The sequence below is a fragment of the Bacillus sp. FSL K6-6038 genome (assembly GCF_038050455.1).
Taxonomy (GTDB): domain Bacteria; phylum Bacillota; class Bacilli; order Bacillales; family Bacillaceae_G; genus Bacillus_A; species Bacillus_A pseudomycoides.
In genome coordinates this window covers 143,376-167,534 of the sequence record NZ_JBBOUH010000002.1, presented here as the reverse complement: position 1 = coordinate 167,534, position 24,159 = coordinate 143,376, and the positions used below count along the sequence as shown (strand labels likewise).

The 24,159-nt window shown below is 33.6% G+C and carries 13 protein-coding genes and 5 pseudogenes; 16 read left to right on the top strand and 2 right to left on the bottom strand.

What is annotated here, in order from left to right:
- Positions 1 to 50: 50 nt before the first annotated feature.
- The 13 genes and pseudogenes from NSQ40_RS28495 to NSQ40_RS28435 all read left to right on the top strand — a co-directional run.
- Positions 51 to 1,715, top strand: a complete 1,665-nt coding sequence (locus NSQ40_RS28495; RefSeq protein ID WP_003204929.1) for a M4 family metallopeptidase — start codon at positions 51 to 53, stop codon at positions 1,713 to 1,715.
- 211 nt (positions 1,716 to 1,926) lie between these two features.
- Positions 1,927 to 2,634, top strand: a complete 708-nt coding sequence (locus NSQ40_RS28490; protein WP_097787486.1) for an IS6 family transposase — start codon at positions 1,927 to 1,929, stop codon at positions 2,632 to 2,634.
- A 1,095-nt stretch (positions 2,635 to 3,729) separates the two neighbouring features.
- Positions 3,730 to 6,192, top strand: coding sequence for a LamG-like jellyroll fold domain-containing protein (locus tag NSQ40_RS28485; protein ID WP_373568701.1), 2,463 nt, complete (start codon positions 3,730 to 3,732; stop codon positions 6,190 to 6,192).
- A gap of 194 nt (positions 6,193 to 6,386) precedes the next feature.
- Positions 6,387 to 8,717 carry a glycoside hydrolase gene (locus NSQ40_RS28480; protein ID WP_003210362.1) on the top strand — a complete coding sequence of 777 codons (2,331 nt, stop codon included), beginning with the start codon at positions 6,387 to 6,389 and terminating at the stop codon, positions 8,715 to 8,717.
- Between the two features lie 306 nt (positions 8,718 to 9,023).
- A pseudogene (locus NSQ40_RS28475) lies at positions 9,024 to 9,218 on the top strand (hypothetical protein); the annotation flags it as partial.
- 201 nt (positions 9,219 to 9,419) lie between these two features.
- Positions 9,420 to 10,610: pseudogene (locus tag NSQ40_RS28470) on the top strand (N-acetylmuramoyl-L-alanine amidase); the annotation flags it as partial.
- Entirely contained in the window at positions 10,608 to 10,685 is a 78-nt protein-coding gene (locus NSQ40_RS28465; protein WP_098161435.1) for a hypothetical protein, read from the top strand. The pseudogene NSQ40_RS28470 and the gene NSQ40_RS28465, both read left to right, overlap by 3 nt.
- Before the next feature lie 724 nt (positions 10,686 to 11,409).
- Positions 11,410 to 12,117: pseudogene (locus tag NSQ40_RS28460) on the top strand (IS6 family transposase).
- Between the two features lie 544 nt (positions 12,118 to 12,661).
- Positions 12,662 to 13,156 carry an RNA polymerase sigma factor gene (locus tag NSQ40_RS28455; RefSeq protein WP_003204154.1) on the top strand — a complete coding sequence of 165 codons (495 nt, stop codon included), beginning with the start codon at positions 12,662 to 12,664 and terminating at the stop codon, positions 13,154 to 13,156.
- Positions 13,143 to 13,808, top strand: a complete 666-nt coding sequence (locus tag NSQ40_RS28450) for a zf-HC2 domain-containing protein (protein WP_080547283.1) — start codon at positions 13,143 to 13,145, stop codon at positions 13,806 to 13,808. The genes NSQ40_RS28455 and NSQ40_RS28450 overlap by 14 nt, the downstream gene beginning before the upstream one ends.
- A gap of 485 nt (positions 13,809 to 14,293) precedes the next feature.
- Positions 14,294 to 15,175, top strand: a complete 882-nt coding sequence (locus NSQ40_RS28445) for an aminoglycoside 6-adenylyltransferase (protein WP_003209677.1) — start codon at positions 14,294 to 14,296, stop codon at positions 15,173 to 15,175.
- 321 nt (positions 15,176 to 15,496) lie between these two features.
- Positions 15,497 to 16,027 (top strand): annotated as a pseudogene (locus tag NSQ40_RS28440) (IS6 family transposase); the annotation flags it as partial.
- A 203-nt stretch (positions 16,028 to 16,230) separates the two neighbouring features.
- Positions 16,231 to 16,623: pseudogene (locus NSQ40_RS28435) on the top strand (IS6 family transposase); the annotation flags it as partial.
- A 178-nt stretch (positions 16,624 to 16,801) separates the two neighbouring features.
- Here the strand turns inward: NSQ40_RS28435 and NSQ40_RS28430 are convergent.
- Positions 16,802 to 17,962, bottom strand: a complete 1,161-nt coding sequence (locus tag NSQ40_RS28430) for a tyrosine-type recombinase/integrase (RefSeq protein WP_098159445.1) — start codon at positions 17,960 to 17,962, stop codon at positions 16,802 to 16,804.
- A 352-nt stretch (positions 17,963 to 18,314) separates the two neighbouring features.
- Between NSQ40_RS28430 and NSQ40_RS28425 the strand changes: the two genes are divergently transcribed.
- The gene (locus tag NSQ40_RS28425; protein WP_258248695.1) at positions 18,315 to 19,298 is read left to right on the top strand and encodes a ribbon-helix-helix protein, CopG family; all 984 of its coding nucleotides are present in this window, start codon (positions 18,315 to 18,317) and stop codon (positions 19,296 to 19,298) included.
- Positions 19,299 to 19,496: 198 nt separating this feature from the next.
- Here NSQ40_RS28425 and NSQ40_RS28420 read toward each other — a convergent pair whose 3' ends face one another.
- Positions 19,497 to 20,882 carry a glycosyl hydrolase family 8 gene (locus NSQ40_RS28420; protein ID WP_097795799.1) on the bottom strand — a complete coding sequence of 462 codons (1,386 nt, stop codon included), beginning with the start codon at positions 20,880 to 20,882 and terminating at the stop codon, positions 19,497 to 19,499.
- A 1,548-nt stretch (positions 20,883 to 22,430) separates the two neighbouring features.
- On the opposite strand from NSQ40_RS28420, the gene NSQ40_RS28415 reads away from it, so the two are divergent.
- Together NSQ40_RS28415 and NSQ40_RS28410 are read left to right on the top strand one after the other, a co-directional pair.
- On the top strand, positions 22,431 to 23,381 hold the full coding sequence (locus NSQ40_RS28415) for an ABC transporter ATP-binding protein (RefSeq protein WP_141521876.1): 951 nt from the start codon (positions 22,431 to 22,433) through the stop codon (positions 23,379 to 23,381).
- Position 23,382: 1 nt separating this feature from the next.
- Positions 23,383 to 24,123, top strand: coding sequence for an ABC transporter permease (locus NSQ40_RS28410; RefSeq protein WP_098101726.1), 741 nt, complete (start codon positions 23,383 to 23,385; stop codon positions 24,121 to 24,123).
- Positions 24,124 to 24,159 lie beyond the last annotated feature (36 nt).

Below are 24,159 nucleotides of genomic sequence, written 5' to 3'. Positions count from 1 at the left end.
ATATAAATATTCTGTCTAAAACAGGATGTAAAAACAAAGGAGAAAAAAACATGAAAACAAAGAAACAAAGTTTAGCAGTTTTATTGTCAGCTGGTGTTATTGCTACATCAATTAGTTTACCGACACCTAGCTATGCCGCTACATCAAATAATGTGCTGTCTACAGAGAAGTATAATGAGACCATCAAGTCTCCAGAGTTTATTTCTGGACAGCTGACTACACCATCTTCAACAAAAACTGAGGATGTAGTATTTCGTTATATTGATGAAAATAAGGATAAATATAAACTAGGTACAAAAAGTGCTAAAGAATCATTCGCTGTGAAAAAACAAGATGGGGATAAATTAGGTACAAAAGTTGTTCGATTACAACAAACATATAATGGTGTTCCAGTATGGGGATCTACACAAGTTGCACATGTTGATGATAAAGGAGTATTAACTGTTTTTTCTGGAACCGTAATTCCTGATTTAGATAAAAAATTACAACAAACAAATCAAAAAATCTTTGCTGATGAGGCAGTGTCTATTGCTGAAAAGGAACTAGGGTTTAAACCAAACTATGATGTGAAACCAACATCTGAACTTGTAGTATATGCAAAAGATAACACAGTATCCTATGCATATCATGTTCATTTAGGATTTTTATCCCCACAACCAGGTAGCCATGATTATTTTGTTGAAGCAGAGTCTGGAAAAATCCTAGATCATATTGAAGTTTTACATGCAGCAAAAAATCCAAGAACTATTACCGGAACAGTAACAACTGGGACAGGAAAAGATTCATTTGGAAATACCCAAAATTTGAACCTCTTAAAATCTAATAATACTTATTATTTAGTAGATAAAACACGTGGACAGGGAATTTATACATATGATGCACAAAATAAAGGAAGTGATGATGATACTTCGCTTCTTCCAGGTGTCCTTTTTAGTAATAGCACTAACAGTTTTACAAGCAAAAATGCACAAGCAGCTGTAGATGCTCATACTTATGCAGGAATAGTATATGATTATTATAAAAAACTTCAGGGAAGAGATTCCTATGACGGAAATGGGTCTAAAATTGTTTCATCTGTTCATTTTGGACAACAGTATGGAAACGCATTTTGGAGTCCGGAACTAAAACAAATGGTATATGGAGATGGAGATGGATCAACACGTTCATTTACAGCTGCAATTGATGCTGTTGGTCATGAACTAACACATGCAGTAACAGAGTCATCATCCAATTTAATATATCAAGATGAATCTGGCGCACTTAATGAAGCAATGTCAGATATTTTTGGAACGTTAATTGAATATTATAATAATTCAAAACCTGATTATTTAATTGGGGAAGATTTATACTTTCAATCAGGACAAGCCCTTCGTTCTATGAGTGATCCAACACAATACGGTGATCCAGACCATTATTCTAAACGTTATACAGGAACGAATCAAAGCAAATTAGTACACACAAATAGTGGGATTATCAATAAAGCAGCGTATCTCATTGCAGAGGGTGGTACTCATTATGGAGTAACTGTAAATGGTATTGGTAAAGATAAAATGGGTAAAATCTTTTATCTCGCAAATACTCAATATCTAACAGAATCGGCAACATTTTCTCAAGCAAGACAAGCCCTTGTACAGTCAGCTGCAGATTTATATGGAACACAATCAACTGAGGTTACCTCTGTAAACAAAGCATTTGATGCTGTTGGTGTGAAATAATTTTTATTTAACATAAAAAGATACCTGAAATAATAAAAAGTTTCTATAGTGCTAAAAAACGATATCCTTTTTGTACTTTTCTACAAAAAGAATATCGTTTTTTCATAAAATGAAAATCCGGTTCTGGTGCAAAAACTTAAGGATAATTGCAATGAATCTATAAATCTTGGACATACTGTTACTATTACTTTAGAAAGGGTGCGTGATTGGTATGGAAAAGGAAAATGTATTCAAATGGAAGCATTATCAGCCTGATATTATTTTGTTAACGGTAAGATGGTACCTACGGTACAACCTCAGTTTTCGTGATTTGGTGGAAATGCTAGAAGAACGGGGTTTATCCATTTCTCATATAACGATTATGCGTTGGGTTCATCAGTATGGTCCTGAATTGGACAAACGAATCCGTCGTCACCTCAAACAAACAAATGACTCTTGGAGAGTCGATGAAACATATATCAAAGTAAAAGGTCAATGGATGTATCTGTATCGTGCTGTTGATTCGAAAGGAAACACAATTGATTTTCACCTAAACAAAACAAGAGACCAGAAGGCTGCAAAGCGCTTTTTCAAGAAAGCTTTGCGGTCTTTTCATGTTTCAAAGCCACGTATTATAACAGTCGATAAGAACCCTGCTTATCCTATAGCAATTGAACAGTTGAAAAAAGAAAAAAGCATACCTGATGGTATGCAACTTAGACAACAAAAGTACTTGAATAACATAGTAGAACAAGATCATCCCTTTATAAAGAAGCGAATCCGTTCTATGCTAGGGTTCAAATGTTTTGACACAGCTACATCCATTCTTTCTGGAGTAGAAGCCATGCATATGATTAAAAAAGAACAGATTGATTTACGGGACCAGTCTGTCCAAAATCAGAAAGAATTCATCCATCAATTGTTTGGACTTGCAGCATAAGATACGATTCAGTTAAGAATATATGCGCTTTATTCTCTTTTATTTTATTTTTGCACCAGAACCTTTTGAAGTACCCCCTAAACGAAAATTTTGTGTCTTTTATAGCAACGAAGTTCATTTTTTTCGTTTTGGGGGTAACCTGTTCTGTTAAGTTGATGGATGTGTGGCGATACCCCATCGCCATCAAGCTAAGGTTTTGAAGTACCCCTTAAATGAAAATTTTCTTTCTCTACAGTTAGTTATTTTGAGAAATCAGCTCATTTTTTTGTTTTGGGGGTGTTTACTTTTCTTAAGTTGATGGCCATGGGGTGATCTAAAACATTAGCTTGATGGGCATTGTGCTATCCCTACAAAACAAACTACTTTGCCCCAAAACGAAAAAAGTGAACTTAATTATCATGAATAAATGTGGCGTGAAAAATGTTATTATGGGCGTATTAGGGGTTCAGCGAGATACACGTATCTCAGCTGAACCCCTATTTCGAAATCTTAGAGAGAATAAAAAAAGATATTGTCATATTCTTAAATCTGTAATATAATGAATTTGTATAATTCTTAATATTCAGAAATTTAAAGAGGAGGAATTATTATGGCAATCGCAATTGCAGTTTTATCATTTTTAGGTGGAGTAATTCCGTTAGTAACAACCCTATTAAAAGCATTCATGTAATCTTTACTTCTTTACAATGAATTATTATCTTACAAATGATCTGTTTATCAAAGTTAAATTGATGCACAGATCATTTGTGTGAGTCTAAATAGTAAAAAGGCTTATTTTCCTCACAAGGACTAAGTCTTTTTCATGATTTCTTGTGAAAAATATACAAATTTACTTCTTCTCAAAATACACGGCCAGAATCACAGCACTCTCAATATGTTCATGAATTATATGTAGTGATAACATGATGCACAAGCTTATTAAAAAAAAATAGAAGAGAATGTCGATAAGAAAACCGCCTTATTTTGGCGGCTTTTTACTTTGTTTTACAAATTTTTAACATTTTTTACCTTTAATTTATACTAGTTTAATAACATTTCGCTAAAATATTCTTGTATTTTACAATATATGCGAGGAGGATTTTTGTGATCAAAAAGATGTTGTGTAAAGTGAAAGGTCTTATTGGTTTTTTAGCAGTTTTCTTTTTAGTATTTACATCTTTTTCTTGGACTAGTTTTGCGGAAACAAAAGAAGAAAAAACAGAGAAAGAATCGTCAGAGAAGAAGATTGTTTTTCCGGTGTTAAGTGATGTACACATTAAAAATAGTGGAACGGATGATACGTTTCGTTTTCAAAGAGCGCTGCAGCAATTAAACGCAGTAGCTCCAAGACAAGATGCTTTTGTAGTTGTTGGTGATTTTACAGACAGTGGCTCGACGCAGCAGTATGATCGTTTCTTCCAAACTTATAAGCAATATGGAAATCAAAATGCAACTGCTATGTATGCTTTAGGTAACCATGATTATTGGAACGGATTATTGGCACATGATGCACAGAAACGTTTTCTTAAAAAAACAGGAATGGAATCTATCTATTATCACAAAGTTGTAAAAGGCTATCATTTTCTTGTGATGAGCCCGGAAAATGGAGTGACACATGGATATTATTCAGATACACAAATTAATTGGTTGAAGCAGGAATTAGTAAAAGCGAAGCAAGCTGATCCAAATAAGCCAATCTTTGTCTTTTTACATCAGCAAATTAAAGGAACAGTGTACGGGAGTCATGAATGGGGGACAAATGATAGTGCCAAAATTAATGAAGTCTTAAAAGAGTATCCACAAGCTGTAACGTTTTCTGGTCATTCTCATTATCCACTTGATGATCCAAGGTCAATTCACCAAAAAGACTTTACGTCTGTTGGTACATCATCAGTTAGTTATATGGAAGTGGAAAGCGGAAAAGTACAAGGAAATATTCCTCCAGGAGCTGAAACATTAAGCCAAGGTTTATTGGTAGAAGTAGACGATCAAAAAGTGACGATTCATCGCCGTGATTTTCATACGAACTCTTGGACAGGTGAACCGTGGGTAGTTGAACTTCCAGCAAAGAAAGAATCTTTTAAGTATACAGAAGATCGTGATAAGGAAAAGCCGACATTTTTACAAGATGCAAAGCTGAAACTTTCGAATATAACAGAGACATCTGTGACAGCGACATTTCCGCAAGCTGTAGATAATTTACTCGTTCACTCATACCGTTTGCAAGCAAAAGAGAAAGCAACAGGAAAGGTGAAAAATCAGCTTTTAGCCTTCTCCGAGTTCTACCGGGATCTGGTGCCTAAAGAGCTGACATTTACATTAGCTGGACTAGAGATTAATACGGAATATAACATAGAAGTAACAGCATTAGATTCATTTGGAAATGAAAGTAGTGCTCCTTTGCGCGAAGAATTTGAAACGAATACAGAAGTAATTGATCCGAATGCGAAAGTACCGAAAGCAGATGTATTCGATGTGAACTTTTTAGATGGTACTTTTAAAGATTATTCATCGTTTGGTGCAAATGGAAGTGTAAAAGGAAATGTAGCAATTGAGTATGAGAAACCTTTAAAGAAACACGTAATGAAATTAAGTGGACAGAATAATACATATGGATATATTCCATTTTCAAATGAGCAAAAAGAAAAGGTAAAGGATTCCTTTACACTGGAAGCAGTGTTTTCTATGAATCAAATTCGCAATCAAGCAATTATGGAAAATACCGAAAGCGGTGGAATTGGATTTGAATCAACAGGTTTTGGTTATGTAGAATTATGGGCACATATTGGTGGCAGTTATAAACGTATTGGTGTACAGCTAGAAGCTAATAAAACATACCATCTAACAGGAACATATAATGGAAGTGAACTTGCAGTATATGTAGATGGAAAAAAAGTAAATAGTCAGCGAGTAACGGGGAAAGTGTATCATCCAAACGTACCATTTGCGATTGGAGCAGATCCAACAAGCTCTGGCAATGGTAATGTTCCATTAAATGGAAAAGTTGTACTTGCAAGACTATATAGTAAGGCACTAACGCCTTCTGAAGTGAAAGCGGCTTATAATGAGTTTAATAATCGGATAAAAATAGAAGAGATCGATAACTTATATGAAGAAATGAATAAGGTAAAAGAAACATTGGCAGGTACTTACGAATTTGGAGAGAAGCCTGGTCAATATTCACAAAAAGCGTTTGCCGCATTACAAAAAGCATATAACGGTGCAAAAGAAACGTTTGAAAGAATGATGGTAACAAAAGAAGAAATCGTTACAATGTATCAATCGTTACAAACGGCACATCAAATCTTTTTACATTCTAAAGTGGCAGAAGAAAAGCCACAAACGGCGAAAGAAAAACTTCAAGTAAAGATTAATAGAGCAAAAGATTTCTTAACAAAGATACAAGTAGGAACAGAGGTAGGGCAATACAAGAATGAACCAGTGAAAGCATTAGAGCAAAAAATACAAGTAGCCGAAGCAGCTGTACGTGATCAAAATATGACGGACCAACGTGCAGATAGTATGCAACGCACATTAGAGGATGCCACTGGGCTTGTTGAGAATAGTATAAATAAATAGGGCGGGGAAGAGGCTTGTCATGGACAAGTCTCTTTTGCGTGAGGATCATTCGGGACTTGAGGTGAGGGGGCACGGCAAGAATTCGTTCTTTTTTGAGCCACTCATCATTAAGCTAAATAATAATAAAATACATTGTCACATTCATGTCACAATGTATTTGTATGATAGAAATACAAAAAAGGAGGTTTATAAGTATGAATAAAAAAATGAACAAGCTAGTCATTCCAATTTTGATGAGTTCAATATGTCTTACATTACCATCCCTGAGTTATGCGCAACAAAAGGATATTACAACAAAGGGACAAAACGTAGTTTCTCAATACAAAAATTTTACTTTTGATGTGAATCCTGAAACCGGTGAAATTTTTGTGGAAAAAGACGGTGTGAGAGAAAATGCTTCCTTACCACTATCGAAGAAAAAAATAACAAATCTAATAAAAAAACATGATTGTATATCTTGGAATTATCCAGATGACCAAATAGATGTGAAGATTGAAAAGAAAGAATTCTATTTAAGTATTAAGTTAAAATCTACTAAGTCTGAAGGAGCTAATGAATTTACATGGCCTAAAGTAAGTGCGGACAGCTATACGTTACCATTATGGGAAGGAAAAAATATACCTAGCAATGACCCAAGCTGGAAAGAATATTTAAAAGATCAAGACATGTCATTTATAGAACGTTTTTCTATGAGATTCTTTGCATTGAATAAATCTAAATATTCCATTATGTATATAGCTGACAATATGTATAATGATAATATTCATTTCACTGCTGATTCCGATATACAGTTTAGTTTTACACATCAATATCCTTCTATTAATAAGAATAAAGAATATGGATTCAGATTGTATCTAACTGATAAAAACCCTGTCTCGATGGCAAATATTTATAAAAATTATATAAAAGAACAGGGAGAATTTAAGACACTAGAAGAAAAAGCAAAAACAAATCCGAACATTAAAAAATTATTTGGTGCTCCTCATATTTATTTTTGGGACCACAGTGGGATTTCAGTAGAAAATATCAAGTGGGATAAATTCACACAAAAAATGGATGAGACATTTACAAATTGGATTGCACAGTTGTTACAAGAAAATACGGAAGATGGCTCAAAAGATTTTGAAACTGTTATGCAAGATATAAAGAATCAAAAAGCTATCGATAAAAGCCAGCAAAAAGTAATAGTTAATGCGATAAATCAAGTATTAAAATTAGAACAACTTTATAATAAAGATATTTTTAATAATCCGGATATTGTAATAAATGAATTGTCAAAAAAAGGAATCCAAAACTTAAGTGAACAAGAACTATATACACTGAACAAAGGATTAATTAAGAGTAAGTTAACAGAGGCAGTGGATGAAGTAAGTAGATGGGAACAGAAAGAAACAACAGATGTTTTAGTTGATATGAAGAAATCGAATGTTAAAAAAGCATGGATAGGCTTACCTAATTGGGCTAATGGATTAATGAATCCCAAAATGGTAGAAGAAGCAAATAGAATGGGGTATTTAATCGGTCCTTATGATTCATATCACTCGATTCATGAAGTTGGAAATAGAGATTGGAATACTGCTTCTTTTAAAGATAAAACTTTATATGAAAATGCTACAATATCGAATGAAAAAGGAGAAAAAATAGGAGGATTCTTAGGAAAAGGAAGAAAGTTAAATCCAACTTTATCCTTACCTAGTGTGCAAGAACGTGTAGGTGATATTTTACAAAATAATATACCGTTTAATTCTTGGTTTGTCGATTGTGATGCTACAGGCGAAATTTACGATGATTATTCTCCAAATCACATTACTACTCAGGAACAAGATGTAAAAGCAAGACTACAAAGAATGAAATATATTAGCGAAGAAAAACATATGGTAGTTGGATCCGAAGGTGGAAATGACTTTGCTAGTAATATAATTGCCTTTGCGCATGGAATTGAAACGCCTGGGATTTGGCCCGACTCTGATATGAAAGATAAACAGAGCCCATATTATGTAGGCGGATATAAATCCACTTCACCAGATGGTGCTATTCCAGAAACGAATGCCAAAACCATACCAATCAAACCTATTTATAAAAATATTTATAATAATCCTGTATATTCAATTCCGTTATATAAACTTGTATATAATGATTCAATTATTACTACTCACCAATGGGCATGGGGAAGTTTTAGAATTAAGGATGAGATAGGAAATAGAATGTTATCTGAAATGTTGTATAATGTACCACCTTTATATCATATTGATAAAAATGAATGGGAGAAAAGTAAATCCATCATTACCTCTTATTTGAAAGTATGGTCTCCATTTCATGAGAAAGCCGTAACAAAACCAATGACTAATTTTGAAGTATTGTCTGAAGATCGGCAAGTTCAAAGTACGACATTCGGAAAAAACATGAAAGTGATTGTGAACTTCTCAAACCAAGACTTTAAATATAACAATGAGAATATAAAAGCAAAAACAGCTATAGTATATGATGGGAAGAAAAAGAGTATATTAGAAGTTCCTAAATACTAAGATACATGACATGGTTGTTTCTTTGAAATAAAGTCGTACTGTTTTGAATAAAGTTTAACTGTTTGCAAAAAAGTTGCACCGTTTTGCATCATTAGATAAAGCTGTCACGGTAAAACTCCTGAGTTTTGATCAAACTTTATTCCAAACCAACATAAAAAAGGACTTCTGTGTTTTGAAGTCTCTTTTTATTTGTAATCAGGATTTTTGAAAGATTTTTGAATTTCATAGAAAACAAACGGGATATAAAGTAAAATGTTATTTGTACATTAAAGGTTATTTATGTTATTTAAATTATATTTTTACGAAGGTACTAGAGGGAGTGCCATCATGTATAGTGTGGTTGAAACTGCAAAAGAGAACAATTTAAGTCCTTATCATTCTCTTCGATATTTGTTTGAAACGCTCCCAAATATCGATTTCAACAATTATGAAGAAAAATCTGTGTTGGATTCTCTTTTCATTAATCTTAGTTGTGGGAGGAGCCCTAGTGTTATGTTATAACTCTGAAATATTGACATATCTAGGAGGATCTATAGATTTCAGTTGATTATATGAAATGAAAAATCAAGTCGTTATTTTTGGGGTTCAGACTATCATTATTTAAACTATTATTCAAACTATTATTCAAACTATTATTCACACTAAAAGAAGTACAAGGAGGAAGGTATATCTATTAAGATAGTGAGATATACCAAAGTAGAAATGAATATTAAATTTAATAAAAAAGTAGTAGCATTAACAGCAGGATTAACGGTATTATCTTCACCATTGGCATCATTTGCAGAGGAACAACAATCAGTAAACAATAAGCAACCTACAAGCGTCCAAGAACAAGGTAAAGCAGACCAACTTCAAGCATCAGATGAACAGGCTTTAAAAAGTATTGAAGCTAGTTTTGAAGGGGTAGACGGACGTGGTGGAGGTACTGTCGATAATAAGAAAGCAGACAGTCTTCAGCGTTCAGAAGGTATTCATGAAGAAACGGGTACAGTAACTGTTCCTAACAATTCAAACAGAACAAAACGTAGTCTGTCTTTCGCATCACCTAGAAGCTCTAGTACAATAAACGGTGTTCCATTCACTGAATGGATTGTTCCAGTAGGTAACGATAATATTCGTCCTCAAAACTACATGAGTCCAAAGTACATTACAATTCATGAGACTGATAATACAAGTGTAGGAGCAGGTGCTAGAAACCACGCTCAATATCTATATAACCAAGCAGTAGGGAACACAGACCGAACTGCATCATGGCACTTTACAGTAGACGATAAAGAGATTTATCAACACTTACCATTAAACGAGAACGGGTGGCACGCAGGAGACGGTGATGGTCCAGGTAATAGACAATCTATTGCAATTGAAATCGCAGTTAACAGAGACGGTAACTACAGTAAAGCAGTAGATAACGCTAAGAAACTTGTAGCTTATTTAATGAAAGAAACTGGTGTACCGTTAAATAATATCGTAAAACACCAAAGATGGAGTGGTAAAAACTGTCCTGCTAACATGATTAATAATGGACTATGGGATTCATTCGTAAATGGTGTTGAGGGGTATTATAATAACCTTTCTCAACCAACAGACGACATTATAACAGGCTGGCAACAAATTGATGGCAAGTGGTATTACTTTGATTCTACTGGTATCAGGAAAACAGATTGGCAGCAAGTTAATGGTATTTGGTATTATTTTAACTCTTCTGGAGCCATGCAAACAGATTGGCAGCAAGTTAATGGTATTTGGTATTATTTTAACTCTTCTGGAGCCATGCAAACAGATTGGCAGCAAGTTAATGGTATTTGGTATTATTTTAACTCTTCTGGAGCCATGCAAACAGATTGGCAGCAAGTTAATGGTGCTTGGTATTATTTCAATTCTTCTGGAGCTATGCAAACAGGCTGGCAACAAATTAATGGCAAATGGTACTATTTTAACTCAGATGGGTCATGGGATAGTTCGAAATAATAGATTTTCATGTAATTATTTTGGAAAATAAAAATCAATACACGCTCGTATATTTATAATTAATGAAAAAGCTCTTCAGAATGCTAAAATGAAGAGCTTTTTCACTAAATTTACATCAATATTTACTTAATAATTTCTATTATGGTTTGTGAAGTTACATAATGAATCCAATTGACAATTTTATTCTCCATTTCGATTAAGACCTCCCTTAGTCTTATTATTACAAATTTATCAATCGCACGATAAAAAAATATTCTCCTTTGAATTTGCTATAAGTTTTATCTAGATTCTAAAGGATTAACTGTGCAGTTTTGTTTTTCTTTCCCCTACTTTTCTCCTTGTTATATAAAATTTATATAATAAACATGAAATTGAACAAATTAGACGTAACATCCTTTTAGAAATGTCTTAAACAAACGTTTGAATAGAATCTATAAGGGGCTCAGCCGAGATACGTGTAAAACTAGGTCATATCAATACATTTTTTACCAATAATTGTTTTTCGGTGATATTTGTAACATAAACGTTCTTATTTTATCCAAAATAAAATATGTATATTGTTTTATAAAAAACAATTATTTACGACGCCGTCTCTTTGCTTTTTTACGCTGATTTGTATGACTATATTTTTGGTTCTGGTGCAAAAACTCTAAAACTTTTGCAAGTAATCTCCTAAACTTGGACATACTGATAGTATTACTCTAGAAAAAGGTGTGTGATCGATATGGAAAAGGAAAATTTGTTCAAATAGAAGCATTATCAGCCGGAACTAATCTTATTAACAGTAAGGTGGTACCTACGGTACAATTTAAGCTTCCGTAACCTGGTGGAAATGATGGAGGAACAAGGCTTATCCATAGCTCACACAACGATTATGCGATGGGTTCATCAATATGGACCTCAATTAGAAGAGAAAGTACGACATCATCTTAAAACAACAAATGATTCATGGAGAGTCGATGAAACTTATATTAAAGTGAAAGGGCAATGGATGTATTTATATCGTGCCGTTGATTCAGAAGGGAATACCATTGATTTTTATCTAAGTAAATCAAGAGATAAACAAGCAGCCAAGCGCTTTTTCAAGAAAGCCTTGGCTTTTTCGTACATTTCTAAACCTCGTGTGATAACAGTAGATAAAAACCCTGTCTATCCTGTAGCGATTCAAGCGTTGAAAGAAGAGAAACATATGCCCGAAGGCATAAAGATAAAGCAAGTTAGGTATCTCAATAATATAGTGGAACAAGATCATCGTTTTATTAAGAAACGTGTGCGTTCTATGTTGGGGTTTAAGTCATTTAAAACTGCAACTTCTATATTGAGTGGTGTTGAAGCCATGCATATGATAAAAAAGGGACAGATTAATTTACGGAATCAGTCTGTCCAAAATCAAAAAGAGTTCATCCACCAAGTGTTTGGACTTATAGCATAAAATACGATTTCACTAGGAATCTACTATTACCCGCGTTCTTCTTCATATATTTGCACCAGAACCGGGCTGATTATCCTCTTTCTATTTACATACTATTCTATAAAATGAGGGTTGATTCATAGGTATAAAAAGTATATTCTGAATATTATGAAATAATATCAGTTCCCTTATATATATCAACAGGAGATGGTTGATGAATGGAGATAAAGGTTACAGAAGTTCCAATGGGTAACAATAGGATTATGTATATTTTGCTGAATGCTAACAGAGAACCAATTGAAAAAGTTTGATAATACGCAAAAAAGATTGATAAAAAGTAGAAGTCAAATCATCACGAAATGTATATTTTTAAATTTAATGTATGAAAAAATAAAGAATAATTCGATATTCGGTAATTCAACTAAAAGGAAGGTATTTCAAATAAGTTAATATTTAAAGTTTGTAACCGAGTAGATTACTTTTAAACTATTCGGTTTTATTTTTTGAATTTTTTTGTAACATAATGAGACTTCAATAGTTATATAAGTGAGAGGGGTGAAAAGACATGAGTTTTGAGGAAATTTATCACGCATATTTTCAAGATGTGTATTTATATATTAGGTCATTAACACATGACGAAAATATCGCTGAAGAAATTACTCAAGAAGCTTTCTTTAAAGCATTAAAATCCATTGAAGGTTTCAATGGAACTAAAGATATTCGTGCTTGGCTTTTCACGATTGCCAGGAATACATATTTTTCGTATTACAAGAAAAAGAAATGGCAAATGGATTCTGATGTGACCGATGAATTGAGCACAGGTGTCACCGTTTTAGATTATTTGATAAGTGAGGAAGAAGCATTTATCGTTCATCAGTTTCTTCACGATATGGAAGAGCCGTACAAAGAAGTCTTTTCACTACGGACGTTTGGGGAGTTACCCTTTGATAAAATTGGCAAGCTGTTTGGAAAAAGCGCTAGCTGGGCAAGGGTGACGTTTTACCGAGCCAAAAATAAAATTCGAGCGTATATGGAGGCGAATCAAAATGAAAGACATTAAGTGTACAATTATTCAAGATCTTTTACCACTTTATGTGGACGAGGTCGTTAGTGACGATACAAAAGAAATGGTCGAAGTACATTTACAACAGTGTGAACATTGTCAAAAGGAATATGAAGCGATGAAACAAGAAGTCTATATTCCCGCACAAACAGAAACGTCTATGTTAAAGCGTATTCAACGAAATTGGCGCTATAAAAAATGGATGATTGCAGGTACATCGATTTTTTTAACAGCAGCATTATTATTTGGCGCATTCTTTTATGTATTCCATTATGAAACGGTGATTCCGTACGACGAAGAGTTAGTCAAAATTGAGTTACAGCAACAGAAGCTTCTAGCACATTATTACGGAGAAAGTTATTACGGTGTCCATCAAGCAGGGCCAATTGAAATGGAGATTGACGGAGTACAAAAAACAGTAAGCTTTATACAATATACAGAGACTATAGCCAATTCGCCTTCAGGGGATCTTTTCCGTAAAAAGACACCACGTGAGGAAGCAGACTTTATATCGTCAGTAGCTCAACCAGAAGAAGTGGATATGTTAGATGCTGTTTATTATACAACGGTTGATATGGACGTTCTGATGGCAGATCGTAGTTCTTGGAAGCTATTACTAGAGGACGCCATATTGATATGGGAGAAATAAGGATATATAAATAACGGGCGTGTATTTTTAAGATTTGCCTTCCGAAATAATCAATCTTTTTTACAAAGCGACAACAAAAAGAGTTTAAACATATTTGATATATATAATATGTTCGAACTCTTTATTTACATATGTTTGAATGTCCTTACCCTAAGATAAATTTTAAATAAAGTTTGATTAAAACATTCAAGAAGATGATATGGATTTGAAATAAAGTTAAGCCGTTTATAAAAATGATGAATCAAAATATATAAAGAAGGGATTTCGGCTTACTTTATTGAACTAACAGGGTAGTAGAGTTAATCTGTGAATAAATGTTGAAATGACTTATAAAAAAGTTAGCTCTAAATAGGGAAGGAAGGTTAGATGAAAAAAAACTTAAATAAATTATAAATTATAATTATTAGATTAGGTTTATATCATCCACGAGCCCCTCCATTTTGGATTTTTTATGTAAAGCCAACTATACATCGGAGGGGAATTAAATGAGAAATGAACAAGAAATGATGGATCTTATAATAAACATCGCCAAAGAAGATGGACGTATTCGAGCGGTCTATATGAATGGTTCAAGAACAAACCCTAATGTACCAAAAGATATTTTTCAGGACTATGATGTTGTTTATGTTGTAACAGAAACAGCATCTTTTATAAAAGATAAGACATGGATTAATGCTTTTGGAGATTTAATCATGATGCAAGAACCTGACAAAAGTGATTTTGGTAGGGAAATTGATGTCGATTTCACTAGATCTTATGGTTTTTTAATGCTCTTTACAGATGGAAATCGCATAGACCTTCGTATCCAAACAAAAGAAGTCGTATTTGAAGAGTATGAAAAAGATAAGCTCAATCTTCCCTTAATGGACAAAGATAATCTTTTGCCAACAATACCTTATCCTACCGATATAGATTACTATGTCAAAAAGCCATCTAAAGGTGAATACGATAGTTATACAAACGAATTTTGGTGGTGTTTACAAAACGTTGCAAAAGGAATTTGGCGTGATGAACTCCCGTATGCAAAACTAATGTTTGAATATACGACGAGGAATTCTTTGAATAAAATGGTTACTTGGTGGATTGGGATACAAGAAGATTTTCAAGTTTCACCAGGAAAGTTAGGGAAATATTTTAAGGCGTATCTTCCAGAACCATATTGGAAAATGTATAAAGAAACCTATTCTAATTCTGATTATGAAAATATATGGGAATCAATATTTATTACTTGTGAATTATTTAGAATCTTATCTAAAGGTGTCGCTGAACATTTTAATTTCACATATCCAATTGATGATGACAGAAACATGACTAAATATCTTAAACATGTTAGGAATTTGCCTTCTGATGCAAAGGAAATATTTTAAGAAAATGGATGCACCCTGCAAAGTTAGTAGGGTGCTTTCGTGCAACAAGGATTTCAAAAATGATCAAACTTTTTTATAAATAAGTTAATCTATCACAATAATTTAGAGCATGTTTTGATCAATCTTTTTTCAAAATGTGAGTTTTTCGGTTCTGGTGCAAATATGATTACGTAGATAATCCAACATGAATGTTACATTTTTATGTGAATGAGTTGTTCGGGAATTAGTATAAAAATCCGTATTTTTATACTTTGTAAAGATTGAATGTTCGTAATTAATCTCATGTTTTTGTGTGTATTTTGACAGCATTCGAGGTTTGCACCAGAACCTAAGAGAGTTCGTCGTCATCTTAAGAAAACGAATGATTCTTAGCGAGTAGACCAGACGTATATTAAGGTCAAAGGAAAGTGGATGTATTTATATCGTGCAGTTGATTCAGAAGGAAACACCATTGATTTCTACCTAAGCAAAACAAGAAATCACAAGGCTGCAAAGCGTTTCTTCAAGAAAGCTTTGCAGTCTTTTCATGTTTCACAGCCTCGTGTGATAACCATCGATAAGAATCCCGCCTATCCTGTAGCAATTGAAGAGTTGAAGAATGAAAAAAAGATGCCTGTAGACATCCAAATAAGGCGAGTGAAATATCTCAATAACATCGTGGAACAAGATCATCGATTTATTAAAAAGCAAGTGCGTTCGATCTTAGGATTCAAATCATTTCGCACAGCCGCTTACATACTGAGTGGCATAGAAGCGATGCATATGATGAAAAAGAAGCAACTTCATCAAGGGGTAAAGTCTGCCCAAAATCAAAAAGATTTCATTGATAAATTGTTTGGTATCGCATCATAATCTGTAATTTAGTAGGAAATTCAGGTCCTACTTTTTTTATAATTTATTTTTGCACCAGAACCGAGATATCTAACTTGCCTTAGCTCTATGCCTTCAGGCATATGTTTCTCTGGTTCTGGTGCAAAAACTTCAGGACAATTGCAATAAATTTACAAATCTTGGACATACTGATACTACTAATCTAAAGAAGGTGTGTGATTGGTATGGAAAAGGAAAATGTATTCAAATGGAAGCATTATCAGCCTGATATTATTTTGTTAACGGTAAGATGGTACCTACGGTACAACCTCGGTTTTCGTGATTTAGTGGAAATGATGGAGGAACGGGGCTTATCCAGTTCTCATACAACGATTATGCGTTGGGTTCATCAGTACAGTCCTGAATTTGACAAACGAATCCGACGTCATCTTAAACAAACAAGCGACTCCTGGAGAGTCGATGAAACATATATCAAAGTAAAAGGTCAATGGATGTACCTGTATTGTGCTGTTGATTCGAAAGGAAATACAATCGATTTTTACCTGAGCAAAACAAGAGACCAGAAGGCTGCAAAGCGCTTTTTCAAGAAGGCCTTGCAGTCTTTTCATTATAGCAAGGTTCTACACGCTTCCCTATGGATATGTTAATTGTTTAGGGAATCTTGGCGAAGAACTAATGAATCCTTATAAGAACAAACAAAAAAACAGGTAGATAATCAATTTTAATTATGTAAAAAATACATAACTAAAAACAGTGGTATTGAAGCTGTTTAATACAAAATATAAAGCGATATAATTAGAATTCATCTTCCGAAATTAGATTTCCAGCATCATTATCTTTCGTTAATCGTTGTTTCAAATAATTTTCTTTTGTCGTTCTATCATTTTTATGACCAACTGCAGCTGCGATTACATGAGGTGCAAGCCCCTTGTAATCATATAAGTACTGTACATAAAAATGTCTAAAGAAGTGAGGGGTAATTCTTATATTCTCTGTAAAGGCTAACTTGGTATCCTTAATGACTTTAGAAATATATTGTGACAAGTAATTCTCTCTATAAGCTGAATGGTTCTTTGTTTGAAATATAGTCCCACCATTTTTATTCCCAATGTTTATAGGTAACCTTCTCCGGATTCGAAATGCAACAATACGATTAAAAATCTCCTTATTAATAGAAACAATCCGTTCATTATCCCCCTTTGTATCTACTGTTAGATAATAACGTCCACGTATATCGTCATACTCAAGATCTTCCCACTTTGCATGCGCAACTTCTGCAACACGTAACCCTGTAGTAGCTAGGACCGATAATAAAGCGTAATTGATCTCATTATCCTTATAGTAATGAAGCAACTGCTTCACTTCCTCATATGATAACTCGCGTTTTGGTTTATGGTGTTTATTAACGGTCGTACTTAGAATTTCCACATGAAGAGGTTCCTGGATATATTGAATTTCATATAGCCATTTCAAATACGAACGGATCACACCAAGTTTCCGACTAATCGTAGATGCTTTGTATTTCTCCTTGGATTGATAGGAAACAGCCTCCTCCGACAACCACCTCTGATAGTTACGGATATGACGTTTTCGTAGATTCCTCCATATACGATCATCTTCGTAGTCTTTTACATCTTGTTGCAGAAATTCTGTGCTTTTTGTAACAAAGAAATAGAATTGACTTAGATCACGTGCATATAGAGTCCTGGATGCATCCTTTATACGTTTTTCTTGATCAAAATGTGTTTGCCGATTTAAGTAGTAGTACAATATTTCTTCATCTGAAAATCCCTCATATGTATATGAATCTTCTCTTTCATTATTTTCCTTTTTAAATTCAGCTTCATTTATATAATCAAGATTCCATAATGCAATTATGTTTGCGAAATTTTGTTTTTGTTTCTCTATGTTTTCTAAAGAAGTTTCACTATGAATTGTTTTCAATTCAAATTTCATTGTCATTCAACTCCTTATTAATTCCTTTTATATCTATCATTATAACTGAATTACATTCAAAATTATTTACATAATAAGATTAAATTTCATAAAAATGAAAGTTTAATATGTCCATAGAATTGCACATTTTCTATGGTTGTCATGTATTTCCTTTTATTCATTCTTACTCATTCGTTTTATACTATAATAAAAATGAATTTAATTATAAATTATATCCCGTTATTAGATATCGATTTAAATAGTTTACTTTTTATTTATGTTATAATAAATTTAAATTATCTTTTTATAAATTATAATTTACATAATAATATTATTTCTTATATATATAAATGGAATATTAGGGGGAACGTAAATGCTTAGTACATATGAAATAAATATGACCACGAATGAGGTAAAAGAGTACTTAGATATTAGTCACTTCACATTTAATAATTCAATGAAACAGGGACAACTAAATCCAATTAATAAGGATACATGGCGTTTAGATGGAAGTTTTTTATTTAACAGGGAAGAGGTAGAGAAATTAAAAGAAGAACTTGAGGTAGAAGGAATTACTTTATATCAAGCAAGCAAAGAGTATCATATCAGTATGTATCAACTCGAAAAATGGGTAGAAGAGGGAGAGTTAGCTTGTACTATACAGGAGCATCGTAATCGTAAAACAAAATTTGTAAAAGAAGATGACATCCGTGAATTAGTACAACAAATAGAGCGAAAAAATACGATCTATACATACTCACAAAAGCATAATGTAGTATTATTACAAAGGTTTATGAAAGGGAATACGTTAGCACGTATTATCTCGATTCCAAAACGTGGAGATATCATACTTCGTGATGAATTTGGGAATGACATGACATTAGGGGATGCAATAAAAGTAGGATATGAGCCTGCCTATGTTTTATCTGATCAACCGCGAAGTCATCATCAAAGATTTGTGAAATTCCGTTTCCCTAAATCTGACCAATTACGAAGTGATATTTTTCGATTTATTGATCTCATATTACAGTATGTGTCTCCGAGAAACTTAAAAATATCAGTAGAAGATGAATTTTGGTATTTTGATATTCGTCAATCTTTAGTATCATTATCATCTGGAATGCAGACCGAATGGATGGATAGTTTAGCACCCTATATAATAGAAGGAAAACTGATACAGCGTGTTAATAATAGTGTGTATTTAGATAGTAATACCGTAACAAAGCCGGTAACTCTCACAAGTAACGAGTATAAATCTATAACAAAAATTGTAGAAGAAACAAACAGTTCCATCGAAGAATTTATTAAAGAAGCAATTCGAAATAGAATTAATCTGCACTTACTTAATCAAAAATAAAAAGGTTCCATTTGAACAATTTTTCCTTTTTCTATGCTGATCACACATCTTTTTCTAGAGTCCTACTATCAGTATGTCCAAGTTTAGGAGATTTACTTGCAAAAGTTTTAGAGTTTTTGTACCAAAGCAGGTTTTCAGTATTCATAGAACTACTCCCAATTATAGAAGTGGGAGTAGTTCAAATACTGCATATGGATTCTATTCCTTATATTCAGACTGAATTTCTGACTTTGTTGGATTTTGTATGTTTTTTTCATCGGGTGTCGGTTTCCACCAATTACCAGTTATGAATAACATGGTCAATAAATTATAACTGTCACTAAAATAGCTTTCTTTTTTATTCTTCATCCAATCCCATCCGTTATTAACCCACGCTTGATTATTACTGTTAGTTGTACCAGCAGCAATAAATGGTGAAACGAACACAGCTGTTGGATAATCACCAATGTTTGTTCCATTTAGTTCATAACCGTCCACAATTTTAGATGGGTTACCTTTTGTTTTATTTTTAATCCACGTAGCGACCTTATCAGAAATCACCTTACTTCTCTTTTCTCCATACATTGCATAATCCATAACAATTCGGAGTGGTACACGACTCGCATTATAGTAGTATGCATCGGTATGTTTTGATTCATCTAAAAAGTCTTTAGGCGCAGGCTGTGGTGGATTTTTCACAACAAAATCAGAAATCAATCCTGTAGTTGGCGAGTATTTATTTGTAAACTGTGAATAAGTATTGTAGAGATTATCAATAACATTAAGCCAAGTTTTATCTCCTGTAAATTCGTAGAAAGCTCTTAAATGAGACATCATCCAATCGGAAGGTCTAGTATCAAATGTACTCTTTGAACCCCAATCACCTAAATTCAAACTATTATTTTGGGTCACATTACTAGCCTTAATACCTTTTGTAATCATATTTTGAGCTTCTTTCAAATAGTTGATTGTGCCATTTGACCCCCATTGCTTATGAGCAAGAAGAAGTGAGTAAGCAATGTCTAAATCCCCATCTGTCGCAGAATCAAAATGCCCTTGAGCTTTTTTACTATCGGCTACAACCCAACCCATTAAATTGGGATTTTCGGAACTTTTAAAAGCTCTCGCTGTTTTAAATAAGCCATTATAAATAGTTTGGGCGTTTGAATCATAACCTGCCATTAAAACCGTGATTATCATACCATAACCCTGTCCTTCTGAAGTTCCTAACGGTTTAAAGCCGTCTGCATTTCCTGTAATCTCTCCTTTGACGTAGTAACCACCTGGAAGTGAAGAAAGATCATTCTTTAGATACTTATTTTTCCAATTATTATAATAATTTTTAACTGAAGTATTCAAACTTTCTTGCGAAACATGATTCGGTTTAATAATACCAGAGTAGTTTACTTGCTGTGGAAAGGGTTTCATCTCTTTAGCAACAGCTGCTACTTGAAGAGTGTTTGATGTAGTAGAAGTATTTATTATGTCTCCAGTATTTCTTAATGAAGTGTTGTCTAAAACCTCTGCAGCAGTACAATTAGTATAACTTGCTAAACCTATACCAAATGCGGATATAAAAGTGAATATCTTTCTTTTTCGGCTCATTTTTCGGCTCCTTTAAAAAATTAATTTTCGTAAAGTACAGAAACAATCCTATAATTCTATGAAATTTACTTTACTAATACATCAACTTTGATGTACTTTTCATCTTTGCTCAATTCCATTTTACAAATGATATATATAAGTTGTATTTCTAGGTAGTTTTCGTACAGAGCGGATACAATTACTCCTGATTTAGTAGTTTATATAAGAAAGTAAAATCACCATATTTATGTGTCTTAGCAAATACAATTGAGTTGAAATTTTAGATAAAATGGGATGTGATTTTATATAGCTCTCAAAATTTACTGTTGTTTGCTTTCCAAGATTTTTTGATACTATTTGTTACGGGAATTTTTCTTTGTGAGGAGAATCCGCATGTAAATTTGAGTCACTTACACCCAATGCCATTGTTCATGCCACCACAACAGCCAATAATAAGCTAAAGAAACTTTTCAATATAATCACCTCTTAAAATGTATTTATATAGAAAATGTACCGCTTTTTAGTGATTATTGAAATAGTCTTTAATATTTTTCAAAAGATGTCTGATTTTATGTTTTTTACTATCTTTATAGGAATATGACTGACCGAGCATGCTCTATAAACAAAAAGGAAACACCTAAGCTACGGTTCTGCGTAGGTGTTTCCTTTTGCATAATGGTTTTTTATATTGGGGTAGCACCACATGCCCATCAAGCTAAGATTTTAGAGTCCCCCCTAAACGGAAATTTTGTGTGTTTTATAGCACCGAAGTTCATTTTTATCGTTTTACTTTTAGGGAAACCCGTTCTGTTAAGTTGATGGTGATGGGATAGCACCAACAAAAATTGCTTTCACAGGAGTTTGGATTTTTATATATATAAATATTCATTTTATTAAATTGTTAATTTCTAATGGTATAATATGTATACAACTCTAATGGATGGAGCCTTTTTAATGAAAAATTATAAAAAAACTAGTAAATGGTTTTATTTTTCCTTCAATTTCATAATGTTTGTAGCTTCAATATTTGGATTCATTATTAGTATCATAGACCATAGAACTTGGATTTTATCTTGTACATTTCTGTTAATCTCTATTAGTTGTATAATTTCATGTTATAAAGAAATTACACTCGAAAAATCCGAGTGATTTTCGGTTAAAGGGGGAAATGCTCATTAATTTAAGAAATTAGTTGTTCCCAAAGTAATAAAAATAAACTTCGTTGTTATAAGAGATACAAAATTTTCGTTTTTGGGCATTATAAAATTCTTAAGTTGATGGTCATGGGGTCACCATATCAAAAAAAGAAAATTGTACGTTTAGACACATTTTCGACACAACTATCTATTTTTTCTTTTTAAGAAATAGATAGTTTTTTATATCTAAACATCAGTTGGATAGTGTTTGTTGCCTAGACTTTGATTGAAAACATAATACTCATTACACCTTACAACATTGTAAGGAAAATGTAAGAATAATACATGTCCTCTTTAAAACATAATAGCTAAACTAACAATATATGGATCAACTTGAGATTACATTGGGGACTAATTGTAAGGAGTGGGACAATTGAAAACGGTATTATCGGTGCAACACCTAACGAAAGAAATCAAGGGCAAGTTGATTGTGCAAGACATATCGTTCGATGTGGTAGAGGGAGAGATTATTGGACTACTTGGTGCGAACGGAGCGGGCAAGACAACCACGATGAAGATGATAGTTGGTCTAAGCACAATAAGTGCAGGGGACGTGCATATTGCAGGTTACAGTATTAAGAGTCAGTTTTCTAAAGCACTCTTCAATGTAGGGGCAGTGATTGAAGCGCCTGCTTTCTATCCTTATTTGAGTGGGTACGAAAATTTACGTCAATATCAGCGTTTGCACAAAAATGCGAGCAAGGATTGGTTGCTGGAGGTAGCCAGTCTGACCGGGATAGAACATGCGCTTAAGCAGCGAGTAGGCACGTACTCCATGGGAATGAAACAACGCTTGGGAATTGCACAAGCACTACTGCGAAAGCCAAAGTTGCTTGTGTTAGATGAGCCGATGAATGCACTTGATCCTGCTGGTGTCCGTGAAACCCGGAACTATTTAAATAGAATTGCAGCAGATTTGGGCGTAGCAATTGTGATTTCCAGTCATCAACTGTCTGAGATTGAGCAGATGGCACGCCGAGTGGTTATTATGCAGAATGGCTGCTTAGTGACAGAGCAGCGGATTGATGATGGGTTAAATGATGGGAAATTCTGTATCACTCTTCACATTGATAATGTTGAGCTTACAAGCGAAGTTGTGGTTAACTTGTTTGGAGATGATCATCATGCATTGGATTATATGCAGACAGAGAAATTATCTAACGGTTTGCATACTATGACAGTAGCTATTGATGAAGGTCAAGTTCCAAAGCTGATTCGAGCATTGTGTGATGCCGGGGTGGAAGTTCATCGGGTGTTGCCGGCACATACGAGTTTAGAGGATAAGTTTTTAAAATGGACAACTGCGCGTGGTGAGGTGAATTAAATTGTTATGGAATGAATGTTTGAAGATAGTGAATAAAAGAATCTTTATTCTTTCACACATTGGTTTTATTATGATGACGGTACTGTTATCTTGGGCATACACCAGTAATCTCAAGGCTGATGATACGGTGGCTCAAGTGGTAAATGCTTTGCTTGGCCTATCGGGAATGCTTGTTATTCTACCTTGGGCGATTGTTTTGTCACCTCTTATTTGGACGGATGAGTATCAATATGGTACTCTGAAACAACTGTTCCTGCATACGTCCTCGCGCTCACGGTTGTATGTTGCAAAAATTGCTGCGATGATTTTGCTCATCATTACGAGTGTTGTTAATATATTCATTGTTTCTTTGTTAGTGAATCTTCTGATGGCTCCAAAAAACATACAATGGGGCGACATGACGGATGTTATATACTCTATCGGAGCAATCGTATTGCAATGTTGCCTATATGCAAGTCTAGCATCCTTGATTGGCGTGTGGACGAGATCAGCTGCTATCGCAGTAGGCAGTAGCTTAGTGCTATATTTTTTACAAATGATATTTGGAGGTAGTCTCTTATCTACATCATGGACACACATTCTATTCATTCATCATGATGATTTAAGTGTTTATTGGAGCACGTCACAATATAAATCGGAATTAGTTGGCTTACCTATGTCGTTAGCGATAGATATCACCTATATTTTGTTTTTCTTTGCAATTGGATTATGGTTGTTCGTCAAAGAGAGAGGAACAGACTAAACATGTAGCCAATAATGATAAGTGACAATTGATTAC